This window comes from Streptomyces sp. NBC_00572, from assembly GCF_026341815.1.
Taxonomy (GTDB): domain Bacteria; phylum Actinomycetota; class Actinomycetes; order Streptomycetales; family Streptomycetaceae; genus Streptomyces.
The window spans coordinates 6,165,776-6,179,738 of record NZ_JAPENX010000001.1; the positions used below are offsets into that span (position 1 = coordinate 6,165,776).

Below are 13,963 nucleotides of genomic sequence, written 5' to 3' on the forward strand. Positions count from 1 at the left end.
GTCATTGGCCCCAGCGGCCCTCCGGCTGCCCGGGACCGGCTGCCAGGGTGGAAGGAAGTGCCCCGGACCGCGTGAGGAGGAGCAATGGACGGAGCCACAACCCGCCCCGGCCCCAGCAGGGTCGTCGTCGGCGTCGACGGATCACTGTCCGCACGCTCGGCGGTGATGTGGGCGGCAGCGGAGGCGGCGCTGCGGGGCAGCACTCTCTTCCTCGTCCATGCAGCTGACACGGACAGACAGGCCCAGTCTCTGTCCCAGGTGGAGATCGTCAGGAGTCGGCAGGCGGGAAGGGAACTACTCGACCGGACCGCCGAGGCGATCACGGCGCGCCACCCCGAGCTGACGGTCGTCACGGAACTCACCGATGGTGGGGCCCCCGACGGTCTGCGTCGCGCCGCCGCCCAGACCGGCACGATCGTCGTCGGACACCGGGGCCTCGGCGGGTTCACCTCACTGTTGCTCGGATCGGTCGGTCTTGAGGTCGCGGCCGGCGCCACCACGCCCGTGGTCGTGGTGCGCGGTACCGCGGAGCCCGTCGAGGCCGGCGTGGTTCTCGCGGCGGTGCGGGACGAGGCCGACGTGGGATGTGCCCGCGTGGGGGCACGCGAAGCCCTGCTGCGCAAGGTACCCCGGCGGCTCCTGCACATCCGGAGTGCCGGGCTGTCCGCCCGCTCACGGGCCGCGCTGCCCCACGGTGACGACGAGATAGCCCGCGATCACGTACGCGTACTGTCCTCGCTCTCGGAACGGGTCCGGGAGGAGTTCCCGGGACTCACCGTGCACGCCGACGGACAGAAGGGCCGCGGTGTGCCCGGGGCCCTCGTGGACGCGTCGCACCACGCAGACCTTCTGGTCGTCGGTGGCCGGCGTTCGCCCGGATACCTCGGACCGACCATCGGCCGGACCACGCTGAGCCTGCTGCAGCACGCCCACTGCCCCGTGGAGCTCATCCCCCGGCAAGGGCCCGGACACGGGAGCACGTCACGCAGGAGACGCCCTACCTCGTGGTCGGCGTCGACGGCAGCGAGTCCTCACGGGCCGCCCTGACCTGGTCCTTCGAGGAGGCGGACCTCCGGCGTTGCGCCCTGCGGGCCGTCGCCGTCTGGCAGCCCCCCGTCTTCACCCTGCACAGCGGTGACACGCTGTTCTCCGCCGAACGCCGCCTGCTCTCGGAGACCACCGCTGGCTGGGCGGAGAAACACCCCGACGTCCGGCTCACCCACGAGGTGCGCGTCGGTTCGCCCGTCGAGACGCTCGCGGACGCCGCCGAACACGCACTGGGCGGGCGCTGGGATCGCTCTCGCGTGCGCGACCGCCGGATTCGTCGCGGCCCGCGTCGTGCGGACCGTCTTCCACCCAGGCGGCCCGACAGGAACGGGTGGTTCATCCGGACTACGGTGAAAGTGCGCGCTTCGGGTGCAGCCCGTGCGCTCGATGCAGCCGGAGGTCTCGATGGGCCGGGAGGACACCAAGTCCGCAGGTGCACGGCTGCGACTGGACGAGCTGCTCGACGAGGTCCAGGTGCGTATCGACGAGGTGCGTGGCACCAGGGACCGGCTCAACGGGCTCCTCGAAGCCGTCATGTCCGTGGGCCGTGAACTGGAGCTGCCGCAGGTGCTGCGCGGCATCGTGGAGTCCGCCGTGACTCTGGTGGATGCCGAGTACGGAGCCCTGGGCGTCATCGGTGACGACCGGAAGCTCTCCGAATTCCTCCCCATCGGCATCGACGACGAACTCCGTGAGCGGATCGGCGCGCTACCGTCCGGACACGGCATCCTCGGCGAGCTGATCCGCAACCCGAAGGCGCTGCGCCTCGCCGCGCTGTCCGAGCACCCGGCCTCGTACGGCTTCCCGGCCCATCATCCGCCGATGCACACGTTCCTGGGCGTCCCCATCCGGGTCCGCGACGAAGTGTTCGGCAACCTCTACCTCACGGAGAAGCGCGGAGGAGCCGACTTCGACGCCGAGGACGAGGCCGTCGTGACGACCCTGGCCGTGGCGGCCGGCATCGCCATCGAGAACGCCCGCCTCTACGAGGAGGGCCGCCTGCGCCAGCGCTGGCTGGCCGCCAGCTCCGACTTCACCAGTGCCCTCCTGTCCGGTGCGGAGGAGAGCGAGGTCCTCGGCGGGATGCTGGAGCAGGCGGTGGACATCGCGGGGGCCGACATGGGGGTCTTCTACCTGGTCGGACCGGGCGGCGAGCTGCGGGGCTCGCTGGCCAGCGGCGAGGGCGCCGAAACGCACCGGGGTGTCGTCCTCCCGAACACCGAAGGAACCCTGGTCGAGGCCGCCCTCGCGCAGGACGGTCTGGTCACGGTCGCCGACGTCGAGAACGAACCGACCATCACGATGCAGACCGAACGGTGGAAGGGGTACGGACCGGCAGTGGCCGTCGCGGTCGGCACCAAGGAGCAACTTAGAGGGGTGCTGATCCTCGCGCGGTGTCACGGGCGGCCCGCCTTCACGACGGCCGAGGTCACCGCGCTTCCCGGATTCGCGGGCCAGGCGGCCCTGGCGCTCGAACTGGCCGACGGCCGTCGTGACGCCGAACAGGTGAGCCTTCTGGAGGACCGCGACCGGATCGCCCGAGACCTCCACGATCTGGCGATCCAGCGCTTGTTCGCCACGGGGATGACGCTGCAGAGCGCCCGGCGCTTCGTCGAGCACCCGGAGGCCGTGGACCGATTGACCCGGGCCATCGACGACCTCGACGCCACCATCAAGATCATCCGATCGACCATCTTCGGCCTCCGGGAACACGACACTCCGGGAAGTGCCCCGAGACTGCGAAACCGCGTGGTCAAGGCCGTGGACTCGGCTGCGTCGATGCTCGGATTCGCTCCGGCGCTGCGTATGGAGGGCCTGATCGACACCGACGTACCGACGGAAGCGGCCGAGGAGGTGCTCGCAGTCCTCGGGGAAGCGCTCACCAATGTGGCACGGCACGCCCGGGCCCGAAGGGCGGAGGTGTCGGTCGTGGCCGACGAGGGCGTGCTGGCGGTGACGGTGAGAGACGACGGCGTCGGCATACCGCACGGTGGCAGCCGCAGCGGACTGCAGAACCTGTCCGAACGGGCCGAGCGGCTGGGCGGCACGCTTTCGGTCCACGCGCGAGCGGCGCCGGGCAGCGGCACGGTCCTCGAGTGGAGGATCCCACTCCCGACCGAGCGGGAATGAGGGCTTCTACGTCCCCTCGCGGTCGTGCTCGTGGACCTGCGCGGCGATGACGGCCGCTTGTACGCGGCGCTCCACGCCGAGCTTGCCGAGCAGCCGGGAGATGTGGTTCTTGACGGTCTTCTCGGACAGATAGAGCCGCTTTGCGATCTGCCGGTTGGTGAGCCCCTCGCCGATGAGGTCGAGTACGGACCGCTCCCGCTCGGACAGCACCGCAAGCCGCGCGTCCTCCGGCGGCTTCGCCGTCTCGGGGTCCCTGAGCGAGTGCATCAGCCGGGCGGTGGTGGCCGGGTCGAGCATCGACTGACCGGTGGCCACGGTCCGTACCGCCGACACCAGATCCGACCCCTTGATCTGCTTGAGGACGTACCCCGAGGCCCCCGCCATGATCGCGTCCAGAAGAGCGTCCTCGTCGTCGAACGACGTCAGCATCAGGCAGGCCACCTCAGGCATCCGTGAGCGCAGCTCCCGGCACACCGAGATGCCGTCTCCGTCGGGCAGGCGCACGTCGAGGACCGCCACGTCCGGCCGAAGGGCGGGGCCCCTGGCCAGCGCCTGCTCCGCCGTCGCCGCCTCGCCGACCACTTCCATGTCGGGCTCGTCGTCGATCAGGTCGCGAAGGCCCCGGCGGACGACCTCGTGGTCGTCGACGAGGAAGACCCGCGTGGGTGCGGTGGCTGTCGGCAGATCGGACATGGCGATCCCTGCGGTCGGTGGGCTCGTATCCGCCCCCACAAGGATTGTCCGTCATGCAGCGTCTTCGTGGGCGCCGAGATCCATCCGTACGTCGACGACACCCTCCACCGTTCGCACGGCGCGGGCGAGCAGCGGAACCAGCGACCGGTCGGCGAGCGCACCGTGAAGGGTGGCCACGCCCTCCCGTACGGAGACGTCCAGCCCTGCCGGGGCAGGGCGCTCACCCAGGACGGAACGGCGGATCTCCTCCTCGATCTCGCCGTCCGTACGGAGGAACACCTTGAGCAGGTCGCTCCGGCTGACGACCCCCTCCAGCATCCCGATGTCGTTCACCACCGGCAGCCGCTTCACCTTCCGCGTGGCCATGATCCGTGCCGCCTCAGCGAGCGTGGCGTCCGCGTGAACGGTCACGGCCGGGCTCGACATGAGCTCCCCAGCCCGCAGGGCTCCGGCCTTGGCCGCCTCGCCGAATTCGCCCGGGCGAGGCTCGTCGAGCCGGAACTCCTCCTTCGGCAGAAGATCCGCCTCCGACACGACTCCGACGACACGGCCCTCTCCCTCGAGGACAGGAAGGGCACTCACCTTCCACTGGTCCAAGAGCGCGACGATCTCTTTGTAGGGCGCGTCACGGCCGATCGCGATGGCGGTGTGGGTCATGACGTCGCTGACGGTGTAGCGCGAGGCAGGCATGACGTTCTCCGGGATGTGGACGAGGGCCTACAGGCCGCTGCCGTGCGGGGCATACAGATCGAGCAGCCGCACTCGGGCGGAGACGAGGCGACGAGCGAGGGTCTGCCCGACGAGGTGCCCGAGGGCGGAGCCAAGGCCCGGATCGGCGTCCATCATCATGCGCACGGCCACCGCGTCGAACTCGTACGCCCGCACTCGTGTCATGGCCTCCGCCCCGGAGTGCCAGCGATAGGGGGCGAACAGCCATGACCATCCGAGCAGCTCACCCGCGTTCACGGTGTCGATCACCGCCGGCTGTGTGCCAGGCACCGAGACGTCCAAGGTGACCGTGCCCGTCCGCAGGATCCAGAAGCGCTGGGCGGGATCGCCCTCCTCGAACAGCCGGGTGCTTTCAGGGAGGTCCACCGGGCGGGCGCATGCCATCAGGCGGTCATGTGGGTCGGCGGACAGAGCCGTCGCGAGCCGAGGGGAAGGAACAGAGTTCATCGGGGACCTCCTCGTCGGTGTCCGCATCCAGTTTCCGCTCCACTTCACGGGGAGAGGGAGGGCCGGATGGCCCCCTCTTCGTACCTCGTGGCGTGGGAGCTTCTGCGGCTGTCGATCTGATGCCGTACACCGAGGCCGACGCACTCGGGTGGCGCGGTCGTCGAGGCCGGCGCCGATGCCCGGGCGCTTGTCGATCAGTCGGGTGGTGGCGTGGCCGATAACGTTGACGTGTGGGGGAGTGCTCCAAGGTCACGCAGCGGTCGAAGGCGTCGATGAACATGCTGGGTCAGTCTCAGATCGCGGCCGGTGCTCAATTCGGTGCCGCGCAGCAGCCGCATCGGGTGGTGCATGCCGTCCTGCACGGGCCGGCCGGTGCATGGTCGACGGCCGCTTGGTCCGGCCGCTGGGCGCCCGCTGTCATGCCCCGCGTGAACGGCTGCCCGCGGAGGGCGGCCCGGGGGGTTCCTCGAGGATGCTCCAGGCGACCGGCCCCAACAGGTCGGCCAGCCGCTGGAACACGTCGATGAGCATGTCGTCGACGGTCAGCATGCCCACGACCCGCTGACCGTCGAGTACGGGCAGACGCCGGAACCCGGATCCACGGAAGGTCCGGTAGGCCGCGTGGATGTCGTCCGTGACGCTTACGGTGACGACGGGCGAGGTCATCAGCGAATCCACCGCGTCGTTCGCGTCCAGGCCCCCGGCGAGGGCACCCAGCGCGAGGTCGCGGTCGGTGACGATGCCGCGGAGGGTCCCGCCCTCGGTCACCAGTACGGAGCCGACTCCGTACTCGGCCATCTCACGGGCCACATGGCGCAGCGGTGTTCCTGTCGTTACGGACACCGCCGGATGGCTCATCGCCTCGGATACTCACGAACTCCTGCTGTCCCAGGGATTGTAGGCGCCGGCCGATGACGGGCCCGGGCGATGGGTGAGTCGTGGCGTGGGCCTGGTCGTGGACGGCCGCATCCGCGTCGTCCTAGTCCGCCGTCATGTAAGGCCGCCGGAAGACCAAGGGGCTGGAGCCGAAAGGGCGTACCGCCGACAGCGCTTGGGCGACAGCGGCCTCCAGGGGACCGCTCGTGTCGATCGCGACAGCCTCTGCCCAGGGCGGCTCCCGCTCGGCCATGGCGGTGGCTACGCCGAGGTCGGCGTCTGACGGTCCGGCGGCCCGTGTGCCGAGGCGGGCTGCCGTCGTGTCGTACGGGACCTGGCAGTGCAGGGCTACGAGGTCGGCGCTCGTTCGTTCGGCCACGAGCCGGGCGGCTTCGCGCTGCCTCCCGTCCGACCAGCTGGCGTCCAGGACGACGGATTCGCCACGGGACAGCAGGGTGGATGCGCGCTCGAGCAGGGCCGCGTAGGTGTGGTCGCTCCATTCGGGTGTGTAGAGGCCCTCGCCGTACGGAGCGGGAGCGGGCCGGTCGACAGGGATGCCCGCGAGTTCCTTGCGGAGACGGTCGCTGCTGAGCAGGGTGACGCCCAAGCGGTCGGCCAGCGCGCCGGAGAGCGTGGATTTGCCGCTGCCGGGGAGCCCTCCCACGAGCGTGAGGCTGATGACGGAGGCCCGCAGGTGACGCAGAGTCGTCGTGATGAGGTGCTGTGCGGCTGGGGCGGCACCGGGCGCGCCTTGGCCTGCTTGGATCAAGGCCACCTTGGCGCGGACGAAGGCGCGGTAGGCGACGTAGTGGTGGTGCAGTGAGGGGGGTGAGGGGTCCCCGGAGTACTCGCTGTAGCGGGCGAGGAAGAATGCCGCGGCTTCTGGTGCGTCGAGCTGTTCGAGGTCCATGGCGAGGAAGGCGGCGTCGTCGAGGGCGTCGACGTAGCGGAGGTGGTCGTCGAACTCCAGGCAGTCCAGCACCCGGGGGCCGTCGTCGAGGCAGAAGATGTCGTCGGCGAGTAGGTCGCCGTGTCCGTCGACGATCCGGCCCTCTTCGATGCGCATGTCGAACAACGACTCGCGGCCGGCGAGGTAGCGGCGGACCAGTTCCTCGATCTCCTCCACGCCCTCGGGCGCGTGGCCATCCGCATCGAGCGCACGGACCTGTGCGAAGCTCGCCTCCCAGCGGGAGGACAATGCGTCCCGCGTGCCCTGCGCGTCCACGTCCGGAGTGCGGACCGCCTTCGCGTGGTGCGTGGCGAGCAGCCGGGCGACGGCCCGCAGCGCATCCTCGACAACAGCACCCTCCCGTACGAGCCGGGCCAGGCGGCGCTCCGCCGGCATGCGGCGCATCACCACGAGAGGTTCGGGTGATGCCGAGTGCGGGACACTCAACTCGCCCACGCCCAGGTAGACGTCGGGGGCGAAGCGACGGTTGAGAGCGACCTCCCGCTCGCACGCCACCCGCCGCGCCTCAACGGTGGTGTAGTCCAGGAACGTCAGGTCCACCGGCTTCTTGAGCTTGTAGGCCCGCTCGCCGACGAAGAACACCACTGCGGTGTGGGTCTCGCATACCTCCGCCCGCGGAAGCGAGCCGGCGCCGGTGCCGGAGGCGGCGGTCCGTAGCACGGACGCGTCGTCCTGACGCGCTGACGTGATCGCCTCCCCGAGGCGGTTCGACTCAGCCATGGGGACGGCTGAATGAACCGAACACTGTCGGCGCGAACTCCGAGGCCGCCCTGAGCAGGGCGTGCCGGGCGTCGTCGGCAATCGGGTTGCCGGCGATCACGAGGCCCGGGTGGAGCTCCTGGTCGGCGGCCCAGCGAGCGGCGGCCATGCTTTCGGGTGAGCCGTCGAGGCCGACCGTGACGAATGGATCCATGGCGACTGTCTCCGTCTCGTACGACTCCGGGATGGACGGACGGGTGGACATCGGCAGCCCACGGCCGACGCTCACGTCCCTCACCCCCGAGGAGTACCGCACATCGTCGTGCCGCGCATGCGGGCGGCGTGGAGACCCGGCTCGGAAGCGGGGTGGGCCTGGTCCCGGGCGCTGCCGTGCGAGCCCTTGTCCGGGGCAGGCGAGGCCGGGCACTCCACGGTCGGCATCGTCCTCGCAGCCGTCGCCCTGGCCCTGATGCCGTTCCTGTCCGCCGCCCCGCGCCGCCCCGCGCCGCGCCGGACGCGAACGGCCCGGCGCCTGGTCCTCTGGGCGCTGCCCGGCGTCATTGCCGGTACCCGCCTTCCGGGTCCTCGCCCTCCCCGGCCCTGTTCGCCGCGCGGGGCGACGGTGAACAGGGCGGGGGACGGGTGCGCTGATGGCGCCCCTGTGGGCCGTTGGCTGCCTGTTCCTACTCGCGGGAAGGGAGCTGCGCCGGGACGTCGCCGGGCGCAACGCGCTCCTCGGGTGCGTCCTCCTTGTCGAACTGGCGGGCGGCGCGGTCGAAGTAGCGGAGAAGTTCCACCGGGAAGGGCATGACGAGCGTGGAGTTCTTCTCCGCGGCGACCTCGACGACTGTCTGCAGCAGGCGCAACTGCATGGCCTCCGGGGTGTCGGCCATGATCCGCGACGCGTTCGCCAGCTGCTGAGCGGCCTGGAACTCGCCGTCCGCGGTGATCACTCGGGCCCGCCGCTCTCGCTCCGCCTCGGCCTGCCGGGACATCGATCGCTTGAGCGACTCCGGCAGCTGTACGTCCTTGATCTCGACCCGGTCGATGTGGACGCCCCAGCCGGCCGCCGGGCTGTCGATCATCAACGCGAGGCCCTCGTGAAGCCGTTCCCGGTCGGAGAGAAGGTCGTCCAGGTCGCTCTTGCCGATGATCGAGCGGAGGGAGGACTGCGCGACCTGGCCGACGGCGAAGACGTAGTCCTGTACCTCGATCGTGGCCTGTGCCGGATCGACGACCCGGAAGTAGACGACCGCGTCGACCTTGACCGAGACGTTGTCCCGGGTGATGCCCTCCTGCGTCGGGATCGGCAGGGTCACGATCTGGACGTTCACCTTCCGCATCCGGTCGGCGAAGGGGACCAGGAAGGTGATGCCGGGCTTTCGATGGCCAGGCAGTGCCTTGCCGAAGCGGAACACGACGCCCCGCTCGACCTGATTGACCACGCGCAACCCACTGCGCATCAACAGCAGGATGAAGACGACGGTGATCACGGCTCCGACGACTGCGCCATCCATGACGGCTCACTCCCTCTTGATTCGTTCTCGACGTTCGGCAGGACGTCCGTGGGGGAGCGCCGGATGCATGCGAGACGTCAGGAACGCGTCAAAGTCTGCGTGCTCGTCGATCCGTTCCTCGCATGTCCAGAAGGAGACGCTGCCGGTTCCGCCTTCATGGCCCGGGCCGGCCCGGCCCGTACCGGCCGTGCGAGCGAGGAGGCCACGCTGTGCTGATCCGGCTTCGCAGAGCGTGGCGGAGGTCGGCGCGCATGATGGAAGGAGAGTGCGTGGGTGCGACAGACCGGCAGGAGCCCGCCGATGCCGCGTGGACGGTTGCGGATCTACCTAGGGGGTGTCTTGTCGATCAGGCCGGGCTCGCGACGCCTGGCACCGCGCCTCGCCGCGTTGTCGTCGGTCGGCATGGCTCCGCCATGCCTCCCTCCTCCGCCTTGCGATGCGTCCCCTCGGCCCCTGCGGGCCTGGGGAGACCCCATGCACCAGCCGCCGCTCCCTGATCCGGCCTGATCGACAAGACACCCCCTAGGCGCAGTGATGGGCTGCGTTCTGCTCTGGCCGGATTTCGAAGATTTTGGACACTCGCCTTGCGCTGCTCCAGGGAGGCGCCGGACGAGCCATGGGCATGGTCGCGAGAGTCGTCGGCTTTGCTGAACCGGGATTCACTGCTAGGTAGCCGTGCTGCTTCGAGGGTTCTTGCGGTGACAGGGCCCTCGTGCACATCGGGGCCGTCGTCGCGCTCTCGGGGTGACGACGATCACGAGGGCTCTTGGAGGGGAGCTGCGTAGGCTTGCGGGGTCGTCTCGGTGGGGTCAGGGAGAGCGGGCTAAGCCTTCCAGCGTTGCCTGATGATGTGTCAGGAAAGTTAGCAAGTGGTCAGCATGAGTCCTGAAGAACCTGGGGAATGCTGCCCGAACTTGCGACTCGTTGTAGGGTGTGCAAACAGCCCTTGACCTGCAAAAACGCAGGCAGGGAGCCTATGTCCAGGAGTACCTCGATGATGCGTACGATGTTCAAGTCCAAGATCCACCGGGCGACCGTGACCCAGGCGGACCTGCACTACGTCGGTTCGGTCACCGTCGACGCCGATCTGATGGAGGCGGCCGACCTGCTGCCCGGCGAACTCGTGCACATCGTCGACATCGACAACGGGGCCCGCCTGGAGACCTACGTCATCGAGGGTGAGCGCGGTTCCGGTGTCATCGGGATCAACGGCGCCGCCGCCCATCTGGTGCACCCCGGCGATCTGGTGATCCTCATCAGCTACGCGCAGATCGAGGACGCGGAGGCCCGGACGTTCGCCCCCCGCGTCGTGCACGTCGACGGCGGCAACCGCATCGTGGAGCTGGGGACCGACGCGTCCGCGCCGGTCCCCGGGAGCGACACGGTGCGCGCCCCGCACGCCGTGCCCGAGTCCGTACCCGCGCCGGTGCGGGGCTGACCGGTCCGAGTCGAGGGAGCGCCGCCGCATGGCCGAACTGAAGACGCGTGACGACCGGGCGAACGGACGCCTTGAGGCGTTCGAGGGCGACACCCATGTAGGCGTGATCGTCTACTTCGTCCTGGACGCCGAGCCGCACGCGCTGGTCGCGGTGCACACCGTCGTCGAGGACGGCCACGAGGGGAAGGGCATCGCCGGAGCGCTCGTGCGCGAGTTCTACACGATCGCCGCCGGTACGGGTGTACCCGTCGTGCCGCTCTGCCCGTACGCCGCCAAGTGGGCCGAGCGTCACCCGGACGAGGCCCCGGCCGCCCCGTCCGAGGTGGTCCGCGCGGCGAAGCTCCAGCTGAAGGCCACGCCCGGCCTGTGGTGACCGCCGCCCGCCGGCCGCGGAGGGGACCGGCCCTGTGCGCGCGGCGGATCATGGTCCGGGCCGCATCGTCGGGGGACTGACCCGAACGACGGGGTCCGGCGGGCGCCGCAGGGCCCGCCGGGCCACCCTGGAGGGGGACGAACCCGTCGACCGAGAGGTCCGTGATGACCCACCCGTACCCCGATCCGCTGCCCCCTTCGCCCATTCCGCCGCCGGTGCCGTCACCGCCGCCCGTACCCCCGCCCAATCCGGTACCCGTGCCTCCGGACCCCGATCCGAGTCCGGCACCGGGGCCCGGCGGACCCGTACCGGAACCCGAGCCTCAGCCTCAGCCGGGTCCCGCCGGCCGCCGCGCGGCGTCAACGGGAAGGTGACAGACGGGCCTTGAGCTTTCGCGTATCCCTTGTCACGGAGCGTGCGCCACCCCTAACTTGGACGGCTGCTGCTGTGTTCAAGGGGGGCCCATGGCCGTACGCGGACGTCACCGCCGCCACCAGCCGAGCCGGATCAACCGTGCCTCGCTCACCGTCACCGCGGGAGGCGCCGGAATGGCGCTGCCGCTGATCGGCGCGGGCGCCGTGCAAGCCGCCTCGCTCGACGTCTGGGAGAAGGTCGCGGCCTGCGAGTCGACCTCCAACTGGCACATCAACACCGGCAACGGCTACTTCGGCGGACTGCAGTTCAGCCAGTCCACCTGGGAGGCCTACGGCGGCCGGCACTACGCACCGCGTGCCGACCTCGCCTCCAAGGACCAGCAGATCGTGATCGCCGAGCGGGTCCTGAAGGGCCAGGGGCCCGGCGCGTGGCCCGGCTGCGGCCCCCGTGCGGGCCTCGCGCGGGGCGGGGAGGCGCCGGACGTCACCCCCGGCGGTACGGCGACGACGAAGGCGTCCGGCGGCGGGAACGCGGCCAGGACCGCCTCCCTGCCCGGGCAGCGCGTCTTACCCGAGCAGCCGGCCAGGAACGTGGGCCCGACCGCCGTCCCCACCGTCCGCGAGATGTACACGGTGACGCCTGGCGACTCCCTGTCGAAGATCGCCCGCGAGGAACGGGTCCAGGGTGGCTGGAAGCGCCTGTACGACACGAACCGCCCCGTCGTCGGCGACGACCCCGACCTCATCCACCCCGGCCAGCGCCTGACCCTGCGCATCGCCGCCCCGCAGAAGCCTCCGACGAAGGCCCCGACGGCCCCGACGAAGGCCCCTTCGGCCACGGTGCCCCCGGCGAAGCCCTCCGCACAGGCCGCCGTGCCCCGCACCCGGCCCGGCGCGCAGCCGCCGACGAAGGCGGCCGCGAAGCCCGTGACACGGCCTGTCGCCACGTCCGTGCCCAAGCCCGTGACCAAGCCGGGGTCGAAACCGTCCGCCCGGCCCGAGTCGCGTCCGACGACCACGCCCAGCACAAAGCCCAGCACAAAGCCCAGCACCAAGCCGAGCGGCAAACCCGCGGCGAAGCCCACGCCCAGGCCCGCCGCGAAGGAGACGTCCAAGCCCCGGACGAAGCCCGCTCCCCGGCCCGCCTCCAAGCCCCGGCCGCCCGCCGCGGAGGAGAAGCGCTACGCCGCCCCGGTCTCCGCGGACATCGGCACCCGCTACGGCAAGCCCGGCTCCTCCTGGTCCAGCGGCTACCACACCGGCGTCGACTTCCCCGTGCCCACGGGCACCTCCGTCCGGGCCGTGGCCGGGGGCCGGATCGTCTCCGCCGGGTGGGGCGGAGCGTACGGCTACCAGATCGTCCTCCGCCACGACGACGGCCGCTACAGCCAGTACGCCCACCTGTCCGCGCTCGCCGTCCGCGACGGCCAGCGGGTCACCGCCGGCCAGCGCATCGGCCGCTCAGGATCGACCGGCAACAGCTCGGGACCGCACCTCCACTTCGAGGTACGGACGGGTCCCGGGTACGGCTCCGACATCGACCCCCTGGCCTACCTCAGGGCGCGCGGGGTCTCCCTCTGACCCCGCTCCTGGTCCGGACACCGGATCACGCCCCGGATCTGACGCCGAAGGCGACCCGGCCGGGACCGTCATCCGGTCGAGCGTGAGCTGGACCAGGCCGCCCGCGGCCACCGCGCCGCTGATCAGCGCTGCGACGGTGCCCGCCGTGCCGTAGCGGAAGCTTTCGCCGAACAGGGTCAGGCCCACGGCGGCGGCGACCACCGGGTTGACCACCGTGACGGTGGCCAGCGGCGCGGCGAGTCCCGCGCCCCGGTAGGAGGCCTGGGAGAGGAGCAGCCCGGTCACGGCGAGGGCCGAGAGCACCAGCAGCCCGGTCCACTCGGCGAGGGGCGCGCCGGGCGTCCACTCCTCGGCCACCGCCTTGGTGAAGACCGAGGCGATGCCGAAGGAGACGCCCGCCGCGGCGGCCAGGACGACGCTGCGCAGCACCGACCTGCCCACCGCGTGCGCGGCCGTGAACAGCGCGGCCACCACGCCGAACGTGCAGCCCGCGAGCAGCCAGCGGTCGCCGTCGGCCAGGGACCGCGCCTCGGCGCCGGTCGTGAGGCTGAGCAGCCCGGCCAGGCCCACCGTGGCCATCAGGGCGCCGCGCCAGGCCCGCGATCCGGCCCTGCGGCCGACGAAGAGGGCCGCCATGGGCAGCGCGAACACGATCGTGAGGGCACCCAGCGGCTGGACCAGGCTGAGCGGCCCGTACGCGAGGGCCGCGACGTGCAGGGTCGCGCCGACGCCGTTGAGCAGGACGGACCCCCACCAGGCAGGGCTGCGCAGCGGCGCGTAGCGCGGACCGGTGGCGGAGGCCGCGACCCGTTCCTGCACGATCGCCGCGGCCGCGTAGGCGACCGCCGAGACCAGGGCCAGGAGGACGGACAGCAGGAGGGGACTCATACCTTCCACGATCTCTCTTCCCGGCCGATCGCGTCGTCGTACCAGGGGACGTCTTCGCGGGTACACCCCTCGCAGTACGTGAGCCCCACGTACGCCTGTAGATGTACACCCGTGCAGGTCAGAACGGGTACAAAGCGACTTTTTCGAGCCGTTCCGAGGAGTCGCGCACAGCGGTTACGGTGGTCGGAATCCGTGCCCGGA

The 13,963-nt window shown here is 70.9% G+C and carries 12 protein-coding genes and 2 pseudogenes; 6 read left to right on the forward strand and 8 right to left on the reverse strand.

The genetic code is table 11. The features are described 5' to 3' along the window. The first annotated feature begins 84 nt into the window (after positions 1-84). Genes OG514_RS28080 through OG514_RS28090 form a run of 3 tightly spaced genes read left to right on the forward strand, consistent with a single transcriptional unit; the run spans position 85 to position 3,177 of the window. Positions 85-1,047 (forward strand): universal stress protein, encoded by a 963-nt coding sequence (locus tag OG514_RS28080; protein ID WP_266899520.1) that lies wholly within the window; start codon positions 85-87, stop codon positions 1,045-1,047. Beyond that, positions 1,005-1,598 carry a universal stress protein gene (locus OG514_RS28085; protein ID WP_266899521.1) on the forward strand — a complete coding sequence of 198 codons (594 nt, stop codon included), beginning with the start codon at positions 1,005-1,007 and terminating at the stop codon, positions 1,596-1,598. Before OG514_RS28080 ends, OG514_RS28085 begins: the two co-directional genes overlap by 43 nt. After that, a complete protein-coding gene (locus tag OG514_RS28090; protein ID WP_266900988.1) occupies positions 1,504-3,177 on the forward strand; it encodes a GAF domain-containing sensor histidine kinase in 1,674 nt (557 codons plus the stop codon). The genes OG514_RS28085 and OG514_RS28090 overlap by 95 nt, the downstream gene beginning before the upstream one ends. A gap of 6 nt (positions 3,178-3,183) precedes the next feature. On the opposite strand, the gene OG514_RS28095 is transcribed toward OG514_RS28090, so the two are convergent. From OG514_RS28095 to OG514_RS28125, 7 genes and pseudogenes are all read right to left on the reverse strand, one after another. Next, positions 3,184-3,870, reverse strand: a complete 687-nt coding sequence (locus tag OG514_RS28095; protein WP_266899523.1) for a response regulator transcription factor — start codon at positions 3,868-3,870, stop codon at positions 3,184-3,186. Positions 3,871-3,921: 51 nt separating this feature from the next. Further along, positions 3,922-4,560: a CBS domain-containing protein gene (locus OG514_RS28100; protein WP_266899525.1), complete on the reverse strand. Its 639-nt coding sequence runs from the start codon at positions 4,558-4,560 to the stop codon at positions 3,922-3,924. 27 nt (positions 4,561-4,587) lie between these two features. Next, a complete protein-coding gene (locus OG514_RS28105) occupies positions 4,588-5,046 on the reverse strand; it encodes a Crp/Fnr family transcriptional regulator (RefSeq protein ID WP_266899527.1) in 459 nt (152 codons plus the stop codon). 417 nt (positions 5,047-5,463) lie between these two features. Further along, a complete protein-coding gene (locus tag OG514_RS28110) occupies positions 5,464-5,904 on the reverse strand; it encodes a cyclic nucleotide-binding/CBS domain-containing protein (RefSeq protein ID WP_266899529.1) in 441 nt (146 codons plus the stop codon). A 121-nt stretch (positions 5,905-6,025) separates the two neighbouring features. Then, entirely contained in the window at positions 6,026-7,612 is a 1,587-nt protein-coding gene (locus OG514_RS28115; RefSeq protein WP_266899531.1) for a bifunctional aminoglycoside phosphotransferase/ATP-binding protein, read from the reverse strand. Positions 7,613-7,649: 37 nt separating this feature from the next. Then, positions 7,650-7,805 (reverse strand): annotated as a pseudogene (locus OG514_RS28120) (universal stress protein); the annotation flags it as partial. A gap of 469 nt (positions 7,806-8,274) precedes the next feature. Further along, the gene (locus tag OG514_RS28125) at positions 8,275-9,108 is read right to left on the reverse strand and encodes a slipin family protein (protein WP_266899533.1); all 834 of its coding nucleotides are present in this window, start codon (positions 9,106-9,108) and stop codon (positions 8,275-8,277) included. A gap of 994 nt (positions 9,109-10,102) precedes the next feature. Between OG514_RS28125 and panD the strand changes: the two genes are divergently transcribed. The 3 genes and pseudogenes from panD to OG514_RS28140 all read left to right on the forward strand — a co-directional run bounded on the left by panD (position 10,103) and on the right by OG514_RS28140 (position 12,874). Next, positions 10,103-10,546, forward strand: coding sequence for an aspartate 1-decarboxylase (panD, locus tag OG514_RS28130; protein WP_266899535.1), 444 nt, complete (start codon positions 10,103-10,105; stop codon positions 10,544-10,546). 25 nt (positions 10,547-10,571) lie between these two features. Next, positions 10,572-10,919, forward strand: a pseudogene (locus OG514_RS28135) (GNAT family N-acetyltransferase); the annotation flags it as partial. Between the two features lie 464 nt (positions 10,920-11,383). Further along, positions 11,384-12,874 carry a transglycosylase family protein gene (locus tag OG514_RS28140; protein WP_266899539.1) on the forward strand — a complete coding sequence of 497 codons (1,491 nt, stop codon included), beginning with the start codon at positions 11,384-11,386 and terminating at the stop codon, positions 12,872-12,874. Here OG514_RS28140 and OG514_RS28145 read toward each other — a convergent pair. Beyond that, entirely contained in the window at positions 12,755-13,762 is a 1,008-nt protein-coding gene (locus OG514_RS28145) for a DMT family transporter (RefSeq protein WP_266899541.1), read from the reverse strand. The two genes, OG514_RS28140 and OG514_RS28145, sit on opposite strands and share 120 nt — an antisense overlap. Positions 13,763-13,963: the final 201 nt, after the last annotated feature.

Coding starts and splice junctions, on each gene's coding strand:
- panD (WP_266899535.1), top strand. CDS start 10,103: ATGATGCGTACGATGTTCAAGTCCAAGATCCACCGGGCGACCGTGACC.
- OG514_RS28080 (WP_266899520.1), top strand. CDS start 85: ATGGACGGAGCCACAACCCGCCCCGGCCCCAGCAGGGTCGTCGTCGGC.
- OG514_RS28105 (WP_266899527.1), bottom strand. CDS start 5,046: ATGAACTCTGTTCCTTCCCCTCGGCTCGCGACGGCTCTGTCCGCCGAC.
- OG514_RS28115 (WP_266899531.1), bottom strand. CDS start 7,612: ATGGCTGAGTCGAACCGCCTCGGGGAGGCGATCACGTCAGCGCGTCAG.
- OG514_RS28140 (WP_266899539.1), top strand. CDS start 11,384: ATGGCCGTACGCGGACGTCACCGCCGCCACCAGCCGAGCCGGATCAAC.
- OG514_RS28100 (WP_266899525.1), bottom strand. CDS start 4,560: ATGCCTGCCTCGCGCTACACCGTCAGCGACGTCATGACCCACACCGCC.
- OG514_RS28125 (WP_266899533.1), bottom strand. CDS start 9,108: ATGGATGGCGCAGTCGTCGGAGCCGTGATCACCGTCGTCTTCATCCTG.
- OG514_RS28095 (WP_266899523.1), bottom strand. CDS start 3,870: ATGTCCGATCTGCCGACAGCCACCGCACCCACGCGGGTCTTCCTCGTC.
- OG514_RS28110 (WP_266899529.1), bottom strand. CDS start 5,904: ATGAGCCATCCGGCGGTGTCCGTAACGACAGGAACACCGCTGCGCCAT.
- OG514_RS28145 (WP_266899541.1), bottom strand. CDS start 13,762: ATGAGTCCCCTCCTGCTGTCCGTCCTCCTGGCCCTGGTCTCGGCGGTC.